18 protein-coding genes are annotated in these 16,932 nt (G+C 68.3%); 15 read left to right on the top strand and 3 right to left on the bottom strand.

Annotation, left to right across the window (positions count from 1 at the left end; translation table 11 throughout):
* The first annotated feature begins 82 nt into the window (after window positions 1-82).
* The 7 genes from phoU to ACQEXA_RS30610 all read left to right on the top strand — a co-directional run bounded on the left by phoU (window position 83) and on the right by ACQEXA_RS30610 (window position 3,787).
* Window positions 83-751: a phosphate signaling complex protein PhoU gene (gene phoU / locus ACQEXA_RS30640; protein WP_432929508.1), complete on the top strand. Its 669-nt coding sequence runs from the start codon at window positions 83-85 to the stop codon at window positions 749-751.
* A 202-nt stretch (window positions 752-953) separates the two neighbouring features.
* Complete coding sequence (locus tag ACQEXA_RS30635; protein ID WP_359405074.1) at window positions 954-1,106, top strand: hypothetical protein; 153 nt, start codon at window positions 954-956, stop codon at window positions 1,104-1,106.
* Window positions 1,107-1,267: 161 nt separating this feature from the next.
* Window positions 1,268-1,519, top strand: a complete 252-nt coding sequence (locus tag ACQEXA_RS30630; RefSeq protein ID WP_359405077.1) for an SCO4226 family nickel-binding protein — start codon at window positions 1,268-1,270, stop codon at window positions 1,517-1,519.
* 168 nt (window positions 1,520-1,687) lie between these two features.
* Window positions 1,688-1,912, top strand: coding sequence for an erythromycin esterase family protein (locus ACQEXA_RS30625; protein ID WP_432929510.1), 225 nt, complete (start codon window positions 1,688-1,690; stop codon window positions 1,910-1,912).
* Window positions 1,913-2,233, top strand: a complete 321-nt coding sequence (locus ACQEXA_RS30620) for a hypothetical protein (RefSeq protein ID WP_432929513.1) — start codon at window positions 1,913-1,915, stop codon at window positions 2,231-2,233.
* A 158-nt stretch (window positions 2,234-2,391) separates the two neighbouring features.
* Window positions 2,392-3,276 (top strand): hypothetical protein, encoded by an 885-nt coding sequence (locus ACQEXA_RS30615; protein ID WP_433131663.1) that lies wholly within the window; start codon window positions 2,392-2,394, stop codon window positions 3,274-3,276.
* Window positions 3,277-3,457: 181 nt separating this feature from the next.
* The gene (locus ACQEXA_RS30610) at window positions 3,458-3,787 is read left to right on the top strand and encodes a hypothetical protein (RefSeq protein ID WP_433131661.1); all 330 of its coding nucleotides are present in this window, start codon (window positions 3,458-3,460) and stop codon (window positions 3,785-3,787) included.
* A gap of 211 nt (window positions 3,788-3,998) precedes the next feature.
* On the opposite strand, the gene ACQEXA_RS30605 is transcribed toward ACQEXA_RS30610, so the two are convergent.
* Window positions 3,999-4,532 carry an RICIN domain-containing protein gene (locus ACQEXA_RS30605; RefSeq protein ID WP_359405083.1) on the bottom strand — a complete coding sequence of 178 codons (534 nt, stop codon included), beginning with the start codon at window positions 4,530-4,532 and terminating at the stop codon, window positions 3,999-4,001.
* Window positions 4,533-5,477: 945 nt separating this feature from the next.
* Here ACQEXA_RS30605 and ACQEXA_RS30600 point away from each other — a divergent pair.
* Window positions 5,478-8,948, top strand: coding sequence for a phosphodiester glycosidase family protein (locus ACQEXA_RS30600; RefSeq protein ID WP_432929521.1), 3,471 nt, complete (start codon window positions 5,478-5,480; stop codon window positions 8,946-8,948).
* Window positions 8,949-9,235: 287 nt separating this feature from the next.
* On the opposite strand, the gene ACQEXA_RS30595 is transcribed toward ACQEXA_RS30600, so the two are convergent.
* Window positions 9,236-9,619 carry a hypothetical protein gene (locus ACQEXA_RS30595; RefSeq protein WP_433131659.1) on the bottom strand — a complete coding sequence of 128 codons (384 nt, stop codon included), beginning with the start codon at window positions 9,617-9,619 and terminating at the stop codon, window positions 9,236-9,238.
* 175 nt (window positions 9,620-9,794) lie between these two features.
* Between ACQEXA_RS30595 and ACQEXA_RS30590 the strand changes: the two genes are divergently transcribed.
* From ACQEXA_RS30590 to ACQEXA_RS30560, 7 genes are all read left to right on the top strand, one after another.
* On the top strand, window positions 9,795-10,052 hold the full coding sequence (locus ACQEXA_RS30590; protein WP_432939296.1) for a ribosomal protein L7/L12: 258 nt from the start codon (window positions 9,795-9,797) through the stop codon (window positions 10,050-10,052).
* A 422-nt stretch (window positions 10,053-10,474) separates the two neighbouring features.
* On the top strand, window positions 10,475-11,665 hold the full coding sequence (locus ACQEXA_RS30585; RefSeq protein WP_432929525.1) for an ATP-binding protein: 1,191 nt from the start codon (window positions 10,475-10,477) through the stop codon (window positions 11,663-11,665).
* Window positions 11,662-12,063, top strand: a complete 402-nt coding sequence (locus ACQEXA_RS30580; protein ID WP_432929527.1) for a roadblock/LC7 domain-containing protein — start codon at window positions 11,662-11,664, stop codon at window positions 12,061-12,063. The genes ACQEXA_RS30585 and ACQEXA_RS30580 overlap by 4 nt, the downstream gene beginning before the upstream one ends.
* Window positions 12,060-12,434 (top strand): DUF742 domain-containing protein, encoded by a 375-nt coding sequence (locus tag ACQEXA_RS30575; protein WP_359405098.1) that lies wholly within the window; start codon window positions 12,060-12,062, stop codon window positions 12,432-12,434. The genes ACQEXA_RS30580 and ACQEXA_RS30575 overlap by 4 nt, the downstream gene beginning before the upstream one ends.
* Complete coding sequence (locus tag ACQEXA_RS30570; RefSeq protein WP_359405101.1) at window positions 12,409-12,999, top strand: GTP-binding protein; 591 nt, start codon at window positions 12,409-12,411, stop codon at window positions 12,997-12,999. Before ACQEXA_RS30575 ends, ACQEXA_RS30570 begins: the two co-directional genes overlap by 26 nt.
* Window positions 13,000-13,072: 73 nt before the next feature.
* A complete protein-coding gene (locus ACQEXA_RS30565; protein WP_432929529.1) occupies window positions 13,073-14,428 on the top strand; it encodes a cytochrome P450 in 1,356 nt (451 codons plus the stop codon).
* Between the two features lie 266 nt (window positions 14,429-14,694).
* On the top strand, window positions 14,695-16,506 hold the full coding sequence (locus ACQEXA_RS30560) for an acyl-CoA dehydrogenase family protein (RefSeq protein WP_432929531.1): 1,812 nt from the start codon (window positions 14,695-14,697) through the stop codon (window positions 16,504-16,506).
* A 54-nt stretch (window positions 16,507-16,560) separates the two neighbouring features.
* Here ACQEXA_RS30560 and ACQEXA_RS30555 read toward each other — a convergent pair whose 3' ends face one another.
* Entirely contained in the window at window positions 16,561-16,887 is a 327-nt protein-coding gene (locus ACQEXA_RS30555; RefSeq protein ID WP_432929534.1) for a hypothetical protein, read from the bottom strand.
* Window positions 16,888-16,932: the final 45 nt, after the last annotated feature.

Here is a 16,932-nt window from a genome sequence, read left to right as displayed (position 1 = left end):
GTGCCGTGTACGCCGTGTTCGCCATGGTGACGTCGGCCCCGGCCCCCGGCCCCCGAAGCAGACGTGAGAGAGGGACATCCTGATGCGGGACGCGTACCACGAGGAACTTGACTCGATCGGTGAGGGTCTGGTCGAAATGGCCCGGCTCGTCGGGTCGGCGATCGGGCGCGCCACGACGGCGATCCTCGACGCCGACCTGAAGCTGGCCGAAGTCGTCATCGAGGGCGACAAGAAGATCGACGAACTCCAGCACGACCTGGAGGCGCGCGCGATAGCACTCCTCGCCCGCCAGCAGCCGGTGGCGACGGACCTTCGCATCGTCGTCACGTCGCTGCGGATGAGCGCGGACCTCGAGCGCTCGGGCGACCTGGCCCAGCACGTCGCCAAGCTGGCCCGGCTGCGCTTCCCCGAGCGCGCCGTACCGCACGACCTGGACGCCACCATCCTGGAGATGGGGCAGCTCGCGCAGCGTCTGATGGCGAAGGCCGCGGAGGTCATCGTCAGCAAGGACATCGACCTGGCGATGCAGCTCGAGCAGGACGACGACGAGATGGACCAGCTGCACCGCACGCTCTTCCAGCACCTGATCGACGAGCGCTGGAGCCACGGCATAGAGACGGCCGTGGACGTCACCCTGCTGGGCCGCTACTACGAGCGCTACGCCGACCACGCGGTCGCGGTCGCGAAGCGTGTGGTCTTCCTGGTGACGGGTGAGCACGCGGACGATCTCCAGCCGGACATCCAGCCGTAACGGGCGTCGAGGGCGGCGCCTGGCCCCGGCCTGACGGACGGGTGGTTTCCCCGGTTCCGGCGAGACGTCCGTCGCGGAACCGGTATCCGCCCCGGGGGCTTGAAGGAGCCCGGCCGGTCGTGCGCGAGCATCTGTGCGCCGTTGATGCGCCTGTCCGCAGGGGCATGAAATGGGAACAGGCACCAGTCTCGAGGAGGGACCCATGGCGGAGACCCCCAGCACGCCCGACCCCACGCAGGAGCGCGAGACCCAACAGCCCATCGAGATCAAGAGCCTCCCGCTGGTCGGCGCGTGCGGCTGCGGCTCCGGCTGCGGGTGCGGATGCCAGTCGGGCGCGCCGTGCCAGTGCGGCTGACGCCGTACGAAGCGGACGATCTCGCTGCGCTCTCGCACAAAGAGTGACCACGAAGGGCCCCGGCACGCAGCCGGGGCCCTTCGCGTCCGTAGCAGCCGCGGTCGGGCCGGAGCAGCATGGAGGGAGAGCAGGCGAGCGCACCCGGAAGGAGGTGCGAGGCCATGACCCAGTTCATGGACGTCCACCACGGTATGAAGGGCATCACGGACGACCAGCTGAAGCAGGCGCACAAGGCCGACCTCGCGATAGAGAAAGAAGAGGGAGTGCACTTCGAGAGGGCCTGGGCGGACCCGGAGTCCGGAACGATGTACTGCCTCTCCGACGCCCCCTCGGCCGATGCGGTCCGCCGCGTCCACGAACGCGCAGGCCACAAGCCCGACGAGGTCCACCCGGTCCCGCTGTCCATCTGGTGACCCTCCGACGGCCCGGGCGCACACCGCCACATGGTCCGTTTCTCCCTGAGCGGCTGTCATCGGCCGTCGCCGGCTGCTGCCTTCCTCGGTCGTGGGTCGCATGAGGCCGGGTCGGCGGATCGGCTGAGTCGCCGTCGACGTACTGCGGCGCAGGGAGCGGATGATTCCATGAACGACCTGTACTCGGGCACGGGCATCACCGCCGACCTGTCGGTGCGGGACCTCTACATGGCCGAGACGCTGCGCCGGCACGTGGAACACGCCGAGCCCGGCGCCCGGTTCGTGCTCGCGGCGCACAACAACCACATCCAGAAGACCCCGAACTTCTTCGGCGGAGCGACCACCGCGTTGCCGATGGGACAGCACCTGGCGCGAACGCTCGGCGAGAACTAAGTGGCGATCGGCGTCACGTGCACCGACGGCCATGTTCCCGAGATGCACCCGGACGCCACCGTGCCCGTGGGGTTCACCCTCGGCGACGTGGCTCTGCCCGACCCGCAGCCCGGCAGTCTCGAGGCCGCTCTGATCGAGGCCGGCCTGCGCGAGACGGCCACGCTCACCGACCTGCGCCACGCGCCCACCGGTCCTGACGGCGGTGAGCTGCTGACCAGCATCCGCACCCAGAGCGCCGCCATGCACACCCCGCTGGGCGAAGCATTCGATGCGGTCATCTCGACCCCGACGGTGACCAGGGACCGCACGGTCACGTTCTGAGCGGGCGCGACCGGCCCGCCAAAGGGCCGAGGAGCAGACCCGCGTCGCCCACTGGGGCGCGCCGAACGCAACCCGGTCCCGGTGCGTCATAGGAGCGGTACTGCCGGGAGCCCACACCGCGACGCCTGTGCTCGTCACCGTCGGACCCTGGGGGACCCATGCCCGCACGCACCGCCCAACTACTCCTCGTCCTCACCCTGTTCGCCGCAGCGGGCGGGGCCGTCACCGGCTGCGACAGCGAACAGGGAGGCGGTCGTGGTACTCGGTCCCACACCCCCGACCCGGTGGCGAAGGCCCGCGCTCGCCAGGTCGCCGACGCCTGGGACGGCTCCGAGGCCGCCCGGGCATGGCGGAAGGGTTACTACCCGATGGGCGAGACCGTCCAGCTGCCCGAGCACGCCTTCCATGACGGAGACGACAAGCAGGCCTACGGGGCCCAGAACTTCGTCCTGCGCGGCGAACTCCCCGCCGCTCCGCGGAAGAACGGCCAGGTGAAGTGGGAGAGCGGCGCCTCGCTCACGCTGCCGCTGATGGAGGCGCGGCAGGCGTACGAGACAGTGGCCCATGGCGGCCACGACGGACCGCACCTGACCGTGACCGGGGCGAAGCTCGGTGAGATGACCCTGGCCACCAGCCGCGGCCCGGCGACCGTCCCGGCCTGGCTCTTCACCCTGGACGGCTACGACACTCCGCTCAAGCGGGCCGCCCTGCGTCCCTCGAAGGCTCCCACGCCGCCGGTCACGCCGGTCGCGGAGGGGACCACCGCCACGTTGTGGCCGCTTCAGGGACTGGTCGAGACGGCGGGGGACGGCCGGTCCGTCACGGTGATGGCCGGTCACGGGGCCTGCGACGACGGTCCTGCCGTGGACGTACTGGAGACGGGCGGGAGCGTGGTGCTGTCCGCGTCCATCGTCGGGACGATGGACGGTCCCTGCACCAGCCAGATGCTTCGCGAGAAGGTGACGGTGAAGCTGGACCGGCCGCTCGACGACCGTGTGCTCCTGGACGCGTTCACGGGGCGGCCGGTGCGGCACGTGAACTGACCGGGCCAAAGCCAGTGCTGTGGCCGCATTGCTTCGCCGGCTCGGCGGTTGGACGGGCGTTGCCGTTCGTTCCGACCGCCGGCGGTGCGGTGGCCGAGCCTGTGCGGGTACGCAGACCGACGGATCAGTCCGCAGCGTCCACCCGGGGGGGTCCCTCGCGGAACTGGGCAGCGGCAACGCGGTGGCGTCGGCCCGCAGTCCGAACCGCTCGCGGAATCCGCGGGGGTTCGTCCTGCCCATCCGCTCCACTGATGTCGTACGCCGCCGGGCCGCCGACGCACTCCTCGCCTTGCGGGACGTGCTCGGCGGCGCCCGCACCGGCACCGCGGATCTCGGCCCGTCCGCTGCCCGCTTCGACCACAGCCTGGAACGGCTGGTCAAGGCGGCCCCGCCGCTGGAGGCCCACCGCCGACTGGTTCAGCACCGACTGGTGCCACAGTGGCCGGGCGCGCGGAGGCCCACCGGGCCGCACCCACCGGCGCGCGGTTGGCCACGCTGTGTCCGGTGGTGAAGTCGTGGCACTGCGCCCCTCCGCCTACAGGCCGGAGGGGCGCAGTGCCACATGTCCGCGACAGGGTTGAGCTGGGCGCTGCTCCTCTTCGGGAAGACCTCGAAGCCGGACCGCGGTAGCCGCTGGTCCAGTCAGCCGTGGCCCGACGCCCGCTGTCGGATCAGGTTCGCCCGGCGACAGCCCGCCGGGCGAACCCCATGGACCGGCCGGCTCAGTACCAGAGCTGGTTGTCCGCGTACGAGCAGGACCAGATCTGGACTTGGGTGCCGTCTTGCCAGCCGGCATCCCTGGCGTCCAGGCATTTGTTGGCGTAGACGTTGACGAATGCGTATTGCGGCGCGCAGATCGAATGATCTGCGTTGCAGTAGTTCTTCACGAAGACCTGCCGCCACTCCTGGCTGGTCGTGGCATAGCAGTGCCACTGATGCACGATGGTGCCGTCGTTCGTCCACGGGCCCTGGATGTCCATGCAGCTGTTGCTCTGCACATTGCGGAACTTGTAGACGTGGTCCGCCACCTTGTCGAAATACCAGCGCTGGTTCTGGGTCGGACCATTGTCGTGCCAGAGATGGATGGTCGTGCCGTCCCCGGTATACGGGTAGGCGACGTCGAGGAGTTGATGGTCGGCTATCTCACTCGCGTGCAGGTTGGCCCATACGTACGGGCCGTATGTCGCGGCCTGCGCGGCAGGAGCTGCGGCAAAGATGCCGAACACCATGAGGAAGCCGGCCAAGAGTACGGTCACTCTTCGACGCGGACGCAGCAGACGATTCTTCACTGAACCCCCCGGTTGTCGATTACGTCCCACTGGGCACGCACTCTGGCATGGACACGACGGGAGCCACAAGGAACTCGGCGCAGAGAAATAGTCAAATCCTGTGCAGCAAGGGGTAGTTCAGGCCACATGCGTCCCGGCCCATCGGCTTGTTTCGAAATGATCGTTCAGCACGCTTGGGGTGGTCTTCCCTTTGATCGTGGACACCGGGAGTCCGGGACTGTGGTTTCAGAGGAAATAGCGCCGGGTGGGAAGCAAGAGAAACCACGGCAAGCGGTACACGGAGCAATTCGAATGGGACGCGGTCACGCTCGCGCGCTCCTCCGGGAAGACCGTCACCGAGGCGGCCCGGGATCCCCCGGGCAAGGGCCGCGAGCATGCCGCCGCGCGCGAGCACGGCGAATCAGTCAGGGGCCGTTGCGCTGTGCGGCGCCCGCTCGAGACCGCAGGTCCCCGCGGTTCCCCGTGCGATCGGGCACGGATGGGGCACGGGCACCTTCCGATCCGTAGCTCTACAGAGATCGGCCGTTTCAAGGCCATACCGGACAGCGGGACACCGGTGAGGGCCACGGTGGGGCCCTTGGCGGGCCGGCGACCCTGACGCTTGGGGGGGACCGTGGTCTGGCTCATCTTGAGCGACGTCCCCTTCACGACACTCTGATCCCCGTCGGCGCGCGCCGCGCACTCGCTACCCGCACCCCGCCGGCCGGGCATAGCTGTTTCTCATCTCGTCGGAGAAGTTTCATTGGGCCGCCACAGAGATCAACGAGGCTCTCCCCTCGGCTACATCTCCCCCGCACGCCGGCCCGACCTCGTTCGGCGCGGCGCTCGTTTGATGTCATGGAGACAACGTTGTCAGAAACAAGTGCAGGCGGTCCGAACCCGCCTCGCAGAAGAAGGCGCGGCACGACCGCCGTGTCGCTCGCGGCGGCCGCCGCCCTGCTGGGCGGCGGCCTGGTCGTCGCGGGCAACGCGGCCGCGGACTCGCAGCCGGTCACGCCCGACCCCGGTGCCGCCGGCGCGGACGGCACGTCCTGGCTGCCCAAGTCGCCCGACCAGTGGCCGCTCGTGGTCAACGAGAGCCGGACCCCGGACGAGACGATCACCCGTGGTATCGACTACCACACCGACACGTACCAGACCGTGGGCGGCACCCAGCACGCCACCGAGCTCGACGTCGACCTCACCGACGAGAACCTGCGGATGGGCGTCGTCGAGTCCCACGACAAGCTCACCGATCCGAACAGCGAGATCGTCACCTCGATGGCGAACCGCACGGGCGCGGTCGCGGGCATCAACGGTGACTTCTTCAACATCCACGACACCGGCCGCCCCCAGGGCATGGTGGTCATCGACGGCCGGCTGGTGAAGAGCCCCAGCCCGAGCTGGAACCAGAACCTGGTGGTCCGGACCGACGGCTCGATCGGCATCGGCAAGGAGTCCTACTCCGGCACCCTCACCGACGGCTCGGTAAGCCACGTACTCAACTCGGTCAACACCGTCGAGGACATCGCCTCCCACAAGCTGGTGCGGCTCACCCCCGACCTCGGGGCCACCGGGACCATCGCGGCTTCCGTGGTGGTTACCGGGCACCGCGACCCGTCCGACAACGGCGTGCTCGTGATCGACCAGGTCTCGCAGAACGTCAAGTCCATCCCGGCGCTGCCGGCCGGCACCGAGGACCTGGTCGCCAACAGCACCGCGGGCCAGTGGCTGACCGCGAACGTGCACGTCGGTGACCACGTCTCGGTCTCCGAGAAGATCAGCCCGGACAACGCGCCGCAGCAGGCGCTGTCCGGCGGCGCCGTCCTGGTCCAGAACGGTCAGCGGGCCGTACCGCTGCAGGGCACCGGCGAGAACAACATCAACGACCCGGTCACCGCGCTCGGCGTCACCCAGGACGGCAAGCGCGCCGTCGTCGCGGTCTTCGACGGCCACAAGCCCGAGGACACCGCCGAGGGCCTGACCCGACCCCAGATGGCCGGCTGGATGATGGAGCACGGCGCGTACAACGCGCTGCTGTTCGACACCGGCGGCTCGAGCGAAATGGTCGTGCGCCGGCCCGGTCAGCAGCAGACCTCCGTGGCCAATGTGCCCTCGGACGGCCAGGAGCGTCCGGTCGCCAACGGCTTGTTCTTCTACACCACCGAGACCAAGCCGCAGCCCGCGGTCCAGGCCGTGGTCAACGGCGGCGCACCGCTCGCCATGCTCCCCGGCACCACGCTGCCGCTGGACGCCTACGCCCTGGACGAGCGGCACAACCGGGCATCCGACAAGGTGCAGTTGTCGGTCGCCCCGTCGGACCTGGCGTCCCTGCAGGCCGGCCCCGACGGTGAGACGATCACCGCTTCGGACCAGACCGGGCACGGCAAGATCCGCTTCTCCGCCGGCCGGGCCAAGGGCAGTGTCGACCTGGTGGTGACGGACAAGCTCGCGTCCCTCACGATGGACCCGGCGACTCCCAACCTGACCAACGGCGCGACCCAGCAGTTCACCGTCAGCGGCGTCACCGATCACAAGGACCAGCCGGTCGCGCTGCTGCCGAGCTCGCTGAAGTGGACGGTCACCCCGTCCGACCTGGGCACCGTCGACCCGGCCACCGGCGTGTTCACCGCGGCGAGCGACGGCAACGGTCTGGCGACCGTCACCGCGAGCGCCGGCGGCGCCACGGTGTCCGCCTCCGTCGCCGTCGGCGAGCGCTCCGAGCTGATCGCCCCGATGACCGACGTCGACAACTGGTCGCTCACCCCGCACAGCGCCACGGCCAGCCTGTCCCTGTCGACGACCGAGAAGGCGCAGCCCTCGGACGCCGGCTCGATGGACGTGCACTACAGCATCCCGGCCGGCAACGGCGTGAAGCAGATCGTGGTGTCCCCGAAGGTCAAACAGTCCTTCCCGCCCGCGGACGAGACCCAGCAGCCCCAGGCTGTCGGTATCTGGGTCAAGGGCACCGGCACCGGTGGTGACGACACCCCGCTGGGCACGGGCAACCTGACCCTGGCCGAGTCCTACAGCCAGGTCAACGGCCAGTCCGTCACCTTCTACCCGTCCACCGTGACCCACGACGGCTGGCGACTCATCGTCGCCGACCTGCCCGCCGGGCTGCAGTTCCCGCTGACCCTGGGCTTCGTGGACTTCCTGGTCATCAGCCCGTCCAAGCAGCTCTCGGGCGATCTGTACATGAGCGACCTGCAGGCGCTCTACTCGCCGCGTCCGCCGGCCAAGCCGACGTACGTGCCCATCCCGCAGAACCCGAAGTGGCTCCAGTTCACCGAGGACAAGTCGTCGTTCGGCTCCGACGGCACCACGATCGCCGCGCTGGACGACGCGCACACCAAGGCTGACGACCCGGGCTCCACCGGAAGCGTGGTCCTCAAGCAGGACGAGGACGAGCTGAAGGCGCTGCCGCAGGACCTGACCGGGCCGCTGTCGCTGCAGGCCCTGGGCGACATGAGCGACAACGGCACCATGCCGTACCTGTCGTACATGAAGTCCCTGCTCGACGCGGGCGTGCCGTACCACGAGATGGTCGGCAACCACGAGATCACGCAGGGTGGCGACCCGGAGAACAAGAACTGGACCAGCCTGTTCGGGGCGACGCACTACGCGTACACCCAGGGCGCGGCGAACGTCGTCGTCACTGACAACGCGCACGGCGGCATCCTTGCCTCCGATCCGTACCAGATCCCGGCCAACGACCCGCCGCAGTTCCAGTGGCTGGCCGACCAGCTCAGCGCCAACACCTCGCCGGTGCTGTTCGTGGTGACCCACATGCCGGCGTACGACCCGCACGCGGTGAAGAACAGCCAGTTCTCCGACCGGTGGGAAGCGCAGATGTACGAGGCGCTGGTCAACAAGTACCAGGACAGCCACCCGGACGTGCACGTCCTCATGCTGTACGGCCACGCCCGCGGGTTCGCCGAGAACGTGCTCAACGGCCTGGGCCAGGACGACCCGAACGGCGTGCCGAACTTCGTCATCGCCGATGCGGGCATGCCCGCCTACGCGCCCGTGGAGGAAGGCGGGTTCTACAACTACGCCCTCTTCCACGTGCTGCCCGACGGCCAGGTCCAGTTCTCGGTGGAGCCGACGCTGACCGGCATCGACGTGGCCAGCCCGGCTACGACGATCGAGCAGCACCAGAAGGTGCAGCTCACGGCCACCGGTACCACCCCGACCGGTGACGACCTGGCGGCGCTCCACGTGCCGATCGCCGACCCGGCCTCGCACGTGTGGAGCACCTCCGACCCGGATGTGGCCACCGTCGACGCGGCCACCGGCGAGGTCTGGGCCCATGGCCCGGGCACGGTGGAGATCTCCGTGAAGTCCGGCGGTCACACCGGCTCGATCACCCTGACGGTGACCAAGCCGGCGTCGGTCGGCTGATCCCCGCTCACCCATGGGCTGCCCGCCCCGGAGCCTCCGGTGTCCGGGGCGGGCAGCCGCATCGAACACGACACGGCACTGTGCGAGGCCGCGGCAGTACCAGCAAGGTGTTCAGGACCCCTCTGGGGCCGTGGGCGGCCGGGTCACGTGGACGGTGATCCACGCCGACGCCCTGCAGTCGCCGGTCGCCGGCTCCTAGCCGAAACACCCTGGGCCATCGGCGTCCTGCCGGAACCCACGCAACGGGCACGGTCCCGGCCGGGTAAGAGAAAAGTGCTGCCGGAGTACTAATCCGCTTCGAGACTGAGCTGGCAGATCGGACACGTCACTTCCGGCTCGCCCGCACCGAGCGACGCGATTCCCAGCAGGAACACAACGGCAACGGCAGCCAGCAGGCCGACCCAAGCCGGCTTGATGACCGCAGGCCAAATCACGAAGAGAAAGATCTTCTCGACCATGTCGAAAACGAACCCCTCGACGATGGGGCTCGCCGTTCTCCGGTCCACGGGGAGCGGGTAGTACTGCGCCACGACTGCGACGACCACCGCCGCCAACTCCGCGATCGCCAGCGCGCGGAAGTAATGGCAGACCTTGAGGTGCTTCACCGGCGGGACCCGCTGTTCGCAGTACCGGCAGTATCTCTCGATGTCCTCGACCGCTTGCCCGGCCATGCCCCGTTTCCCCCTGCGCACTGCCCAGTTGAGTGGATGGTGCCAGGGCGGACGAATCCGGTCAATGGGAACGGACTGCGTCAAGCCGTTGCCGCCGCCTTCGACGCCACCAAACCGACGCGACATGACGGTTGAGGACTCGTACGCTCCGAACCAGAGAGGGGTGGGGAGGGCAATGGCCGACGAGTACTACTTGCTGGTGTGCGACGACGTACCCCACGACGTAGTGCTCACTGATCCGGGCGTCCGCTTGCTGGATGTCGCTCAGGTCGTGCGCCGTCTGACGGGGCTGAGCCTCTGGCGCAGCAGGGTTCTGGCAACACAGGTTCCCACCGTGATTCTCGACGGCGTACCCAAGGAAGACGCCGCGGCAGCCGTCGCAGCCCTCCGCGGTGTGGGAGCACAGGCAGAGACCCTCACCCTCGGCACCTAAGTGGCGTTCGCCGTGTGACGCCCTCCGGGCCAGGCCGCGCGCCCGAAACGAGGCCGTCGGTCAGGTCACCCCGGCAGGCTACCGGCGCCACTCGCCCTCCAAGTAGCTCTGCTCTCCGAGCGGCCCGATGGGTGTGTCACCACACTCACAGGTCTCCGTCTGGCTGCGTCATACCCCTGTTCACCATGGTGTCAAGTAGGCGCAGCGGAACGGGGTTTAACACACACCTCACTGATAAGATCATCGGGCTTTCGGTACGCTGACGCCGCGTCATGCACGCGTCACGGGGGATAGTCCTTGCCCAGCGCGAAGGAGTAGCCGTTGGTCCGCGAATGAGCCCGCAGCGCGGTGCGAGGCCCGCGACTTCGGCCACCTCCGCGCGGCCCGCACATACCCCCGCGATGCGACTTGAAGAGAGTTTCATGACGTCATTGATGAAGGATCCACTACTGTGGATCTCGCTAGCAGTGCTGATCGCTGCGGTCACCGCAGTGATGCTCGCCCGGAGAACCAACATGGCTCTCCGGAAGCAGAGCGCGGATCTTCATACAAACGCGAGCAGACTCGGCTCAGAGCTCCAAAGGCTGCACCACGCGAACGCTGCCCTTCATACCGAGCAAGAGCGCTCCCTGGCGCAGGTCCGCAGTGACGCCGAGGAGGAGACGAAGGCCGTCCTCCGGGCGTGGATGCGCGACATCCAGGTCCTCGCCGATGAACAGCAGCGCTCCATCAGCGATCTGGCCCGGCTGAAGTACGGCAACGATCCCGAGATCCTCGTCGACTTCATGACGATCGACCACACCAACAGCCAGTTCGGCCGACGAGCCCAGGGCATCGCGGCCCTGTGCGGCGGCTGGCTCGGGCGCCGCGAGAGCGCGGCTCCCGTCCTTGACGTGGCGCGCAGCGCCCAGGGGCGCATCAAGCATTTCGACCGAGTGCGGATCCACAGTCAGGTCAACGTCGCGGTTTCCAGTACTGCCGTGGAGCCGGTCGCGGTCGTCCTGGCCGAGCTCCTCGACAACGCCACCAACTACTCGGCGCCCGGCACGCCCGTCGAGATCAACATCCAGGCTGTGCCGACGGGTGTGTGTCTGATCATCGACGACGCCGGTCTCGGCATCGCCCAGGAAGAGAAGGAGCGCGCTGCCGCACTGCTCAACACGCAGGGCCCCGTCTCGATCACCAGCCTCGGTAGCCCGCCGCGCGTCGGTTTCGCTGTCAGCGGTGTACTCGCTGCCCGGTATGGCTTCAAGGTCTCCGTCGATTCCGTTTCGCCGTACGGCGGCGTCCGCGCGGTCATCCTCCTGCCGGAGAGTCTCTTGACCCACGATGTCCCCGAACCTGAAGCCGAAACCACCCCGTCCGCCGAAATAGCAGAGCCTTCACCGCGTGGCGGCCCCGTCACGGCCCCGGTGGCGATCGTCGGGAGGACGGCGGGCGGTCTGCCCAAGCGTCAACGGGCGGTCGCAGTGGTGCCGCCGGCCGCATCGACGGCAGACGAGCCGGAACTGGAGCACGACAGTGAGGTGACCGCGGCGCGCCTTGGCGCCTTTGCACGCGGGACCGTCCGCGGGCGGGACATGACTATCACGGAAGGAACTCAAGACCAGTGAAGCGCGATCTGTCGTGGGTGCTGAATGACGTACTGACCGTGCGTGGTGCCCGCCATGCGATTCTTGTCTCCGCTGACGGCCTGCTCCTGGAACGCTCCAGCGAGATCCCCCGGGATGAGGCGGAGACCAACGCCGCCGCGATGAGTTCGATGCAGTCGCTCAGCCGCGCTGTCGCCGGCTTCGTAGCAGCCGGCAAGGGGGTCTGGAAGCAGACTTTGATGGAGTACGACGGCGGCTGGATCTTCCTGATTGCAGCAGGCAGCGGGGCCTACATGGCAGTCTCCGCGGACTTGGACGTCGACATGGAGGTCATGTCGATCCGCATGCAGCAGCAGGTAGCGGCTCTCGGGCAAGCATTGAGTACCGAACCGCGTCAGAGCGCTGGTGCTGAGGCATGAGCGAGCACGGCGAGGATGCTCCGGTCTCCAGCGAACTCGTCCGTTCCTACGTCATCACGGGCGGTCGGCGCCTGCCCTCGGCCGATGATCTTTCGCTGCACACGCTTGTCACGCTGGCGCCTGATCGGCAACTGCCCTTGGGCGCCAGCCCGGAAGCACGCGCCATCTGGGAACTGTGCTCGGGGGGCTACCTGGCCGTGGCGGAAGTGGCTGCGCACCTGGGGCTGCCGGTGGGTGTCGCCCGTTTGCTCCTGACGGATTTAGCGGAGCAAGGTCACCTGCTGCGTCGTTCTGCGCCACCCCGTGCCAAGACTGAAGAGAGAGCCGTGATCGAGAAGGTGTTGCATGGACTCCAAGCCCTCTATGCCTGAGCCCCGGTACGTCTCGGGCGCGGTGACGACCGCCGCCAAGATCCTCGTGGTGGGGCACTTTGCCGTGGGCAAGACCACGTTCATCGGCTCGCTGTCCGAGATCGCCCCGCTGCGCACCGAGGAGCGGATGACCCAGGCATCCGCCCACGTGGATGACCTGCGCGGTGCGCCCGACAAGGTGACGACCACGGTCGCCCTGGACTTCGGACGGCTCACCCTCGGCAACGAGGTCGTGCTGTATCTCTTCGGGACGCCCGGTCAGCAGCGGTTCATCCAGCTGTGGGAGGACATGGCCCGCGGTGCGCTGGGGGCGGTGATCCTTGTCGACCCCGTGCGGCTGGCCGACTCCTTCCCGGTGATCGAGCTTGTCGAGAAGTACGGCCTCGAGTACTCCATCGCGGTCAACTCCTTCACGCCGGACGTCCAGTACGACGAGGCCGAGATCCGCGAGGCGCTTGACCTGCTCCCCGACACCCCCGTCTCGTACTGCGACGCCCGGCACCGTGAGTCGTCAGCCAACGCGCTGATCACTCTCGTGCAGCATCTCCTTGCGCGTACGGCCTGATCCACCTGGCCGCCCCCAGCCTCTCCACCCGCCCGGACCGCAAGGATGCCGGGACCACAAAGGACCCGATCTCATGGACTTTCAGCAACAAGCCGCGCCGGGCGCCCCCGCACGGTGCCCCATGTACACGCCGGAGTTCGCCGCCGATCCGCACGGCGCTTACGACAAGATGCGTGCCGCCGGGCCCGCGGCTCCGGTCGAGCTCGCCCCGGGCGTCGAGGCCACTCTTGTCGTCGACTACCAGGCAGCTCGGAGCGTGCTGCAGAACCCCACGGACTTCGTCCGAGACCCTCGGCGCTGGAAGGCCCTCAACGAGGGCCTCATAGCATTGGACAACCCGGTGCTGCCGATGATGGCGTACCGTCCCAACACCTTGTTCACCGACGGCGCCGTTCACCTGCGGTTTCGTAAGGCAGTCACGGACAGTCTCGCCCGGCTCAACGTCGGGCGGATCCGCCGAGACGTCGAACCCATTGCTGCCTTCCTGATCGACCAGTTCAGCGAACGCGGGCGAGCCGACCTTCTCAACGACTACGCCAAACTGCTGCCGCTTCTGCTGTTCAACCGGCTCTTCGGCTGCCCTGCCGGAATCGGAGACAGGCTCACCAGCGCAATGTCGGCCATGTTCGACGGCAGGGACGCACTGAAGGCCAGTGATGAAATAACGGCCTGCCTCATGGAACTGATCAAACTCAAGCGGCGTGACCCCGGCGACGATGTCACCTCCTGGCTCATCCAGCATCCCGCCGGCCTGGCCGACGAGGAACTCAAGGACCAACTGGTCGTGCTCATGGGCGCTGGCATCGAACCCGAGCGGAACCTGATCGGCAACGCCCTGCTCCTGCTGCTGTCCCGCGGCTCCTCGAGCCGGGGCGCGGGCATGCTGCCCGAGGAGGCACTCGACCACGTCCTGTGGCACAACCCGCCCATCGCCAACTACGCCACGCACTACCCGGTGCGTGACGTCGACCTCGGCGGCGTCCGCGTCGAGGCCAACACACCCCTGGTCATCAGCTTCGGGGGCGCGAACAACGACCCGGCCCTCGGGGCAGCCCGCCAGTCACTCAGCAAGGGGGCTCACCTCGCGTGGGGCGCAGGCCCGCACTCGTGCCCGGCGAAGAGCCCGGCGACGGTGATCGCACTGACCGGGATCGAGGCTGTCCTCAACGCGCTGCCCGACCTGACTCTCGATGTGCCGGCGGAAGAGCTGCAGTGGCGACCCGGCCCGTTCCACCGGGCCCTGGCCACGTTGCCGGTCCGGTTCACGCCGACCCCGGGAACCCGGGTGGCCGCACTCCACAGCCCCGCACAGGCTCCGCGGACCACGGCGGAACCGACCCTTGTCCCCGCCGCCCCGTTCGTCCAGCAGGAGACTAAACCGGCGAAGAAGGGATTTTGGAGCACCTTCCTCGACATCTTCCGCGTATAGCGCAGGCGAGTGCACCCGCCTCGCCGCACACGACTGGCACCTCGCCGACACGGCCACGAAGTCGGCCTGGACGAGGCCCGGCTCGGCCGTCTGAGGTCAGCAGGCTTCGGCCACGTGTTGCGGCGGGGCGTGCTGGACTACCACCGCAGCCTGAGCGGGCAGTGTTGCTGCCCGGCGACGGGGGTATCTGCCACCACTCTGCCGCAGCCAATCGTGGTGATCCTCACGCTGTGAAGAGTGATCAATTCAAGCTACCGTTCGAAGCCGTGACTGCTTCTCAACTCCCCCACATACAGGGGATATCAGCGGATTTCGCCCGCACCCTATTCGGGCCTCACGCAGAGCAGATCCACGAGCCCTGGAGGCGCCTGTTCAACGGAACCCGGTTCGCCTTCCAGGAGGGCCTGAGCCCACAGGAGCGCACGGCGCTCTCCTACGAGCGACTGAACTTGATCAACGAGACTGTTCCCGACCCGGTCGGCCTGGCCACGGACATCGAATCCCTCACCGCGATGCACGAATGGGCTGGTGTCGTGGACGCCGGCATGGCAACCATCGCGAGCATCCACTGGAACCTCCACATCGGCAGCCTGGTGGACCATGACGTCAAAGGACGGGATCTGTCCTCGTACGCCCGCATGGACCGCATCGGCACGTTTCTCTGCACCGAACTGGACCACGGCAACGACGCCGCGTCGCTGGAGACAACCGCGACGTTCGACCGTGCAACGAGCGGTTTCGTCCTCCACACGCCGACGCCTGGTGCCTGCAAGTGGATGCCGAACACGTCCTCGACCGGGGGGGCCAAGAACGCCGTCGTGGCGGCGCGCCTGGTGGTGGACGACGTCGACCACGGTGTGTTCCTCTTCCTTACTCCTCTGACGGACAGTACGGGCCTCCACTATCCGGGCGTGGAGGTACGGCCCCTCCCGCAGACGGCGAGCGCTCCTGTCGACCACTGCGCCACGTACTTCCACCAGGTGCGGCTGCCGTTCGAAGCGCTGTTGCAGGGCGAGCACGGCCGCCTGTCCCGTGACGGCAGGTTCACCAGCTCGCTGGGCAATCCGCGCAAGCGTTTCCTGCAGTCTGTGCGCCGCGTCCATGCGGGCAAGCTCTGCATGACCGCCTACAGCCTCGGCGTAACCCGGCACGCTCTGGCCGTCGCGATGCAGCACTCCCACCGGCGGCTCACCTCAGGGATGACGACGGGTCGCAAGGTCTCGCTGATCGAGCACCGCAGTCACCACGCTCCCCTTCTGGCGGCTGTCGCCACCACCTACGCCGCGACGTTGCTGCACCGCGACGTCGTAAGGCAGTGGACAGGCGGGGCGGGGGCTGAGCAGGAGGAGACCGAGCGCCTGGCGGCCGTGGCCAAGGCGTGGGTCACCTGGCAGGCGAGGGCTGTGATGACGGAGTGCCGGGAGCGGTGCGGCGCGCAGGGCCTGCTGCTCTCGAATGGCATCGCCGGCCAGCTGGCTGCGAACGAGGGGACGATCACGGCGGAGGGCGACAACCGCGTGATCTGGGTCAAGGCCGCGGGCGAGATGCTTCTGGGCGGGTTCACCCCGGCACCGCTGTCCGAGTTGCCGCCGAACCGCCGCACTCTGGACGACCCCGCCTACCTCCAGGACCTGCTGGCGGATGTCGGACGGATCTGGCACGGTCGGGCCCGCAGCCGACTGCGCACAGGACGCCGCGGCGATCCCCTCGCGCGTTGGAACGGGACTGTCACGCCCGCGCTGAACCTGGTTGAATCGCACGTGTACCGCCTTGCGGCGCAGGCCCTGCTGGACGCCGCCGGACGGGCGTCCGGCCCGAAGACCCGGGCGGTTCTCGGGCACCTGCACGCCCTGTTCGCGTTGCGCCAGGTGAAGGCCCACAGCGGGGACTTGCTTGCCGCTGGCCGTCTCACCGCCGACCACGTGCAGCAGCTGCCGGACGTGGAAGAGGCCGCGATCGAGGCGCTCGTGCCGTACAGCCTGCAGCTGACCGAGGGCTTCGCTGTCCTGGACGGATTCATGGGCGAGCATCCGATGCTGCGCGCTCCGGCCCCCGCTGCCGAGCTGGCACCCGCCTAGCTCGGGCGGACTCTTTGCCGGCGCTGCTGCAAGACAGGCGGCAGCGCCCGGCTTTCACATGGCGTACAGGGCGCGGTGCGTGACGTAGGTGAACCTGTCGCCGGCGCTGAGGATCTGGACGACCTTCTCGCAGTGGTCCCGATACGCGCGCTCCTGCTCAGCATTGAGCGTGAGAGTCGTCTCCGGTCCCTCGAGCATTGCCCGGCGGATGCCGGGGAGCAACTGCGGCGGAGACGGCAGGCAGAAGACCTGCAGAACGCGGCGGAGGCGGTCCACAAGGTCGACGTCGCCACCGCCGTCGACGTCGCCACCGCTGTTGATCTCTCCCAGCACGCTGGTCAGCGGATCGCCCCACGCGTCCAGCTGTGCCCGCCGCAGCATCGTGTAGCAGGCCTGAAGATGACCGACGTGCTGCCCGTCGTCCAG

It is taken from the genome of Streptomyces sp. CA-106110 (assembly GCF_050936285.1).
Taxonomy (GTDB): domain Bacteria; phylum Actinomycetota; class Actinomycetes; order Streptomycetales; family Streptomycetaceae; genus Streptomyces.
This window is presented reverse-complemented; position numbering and strand designations above follow the sequence as displayed.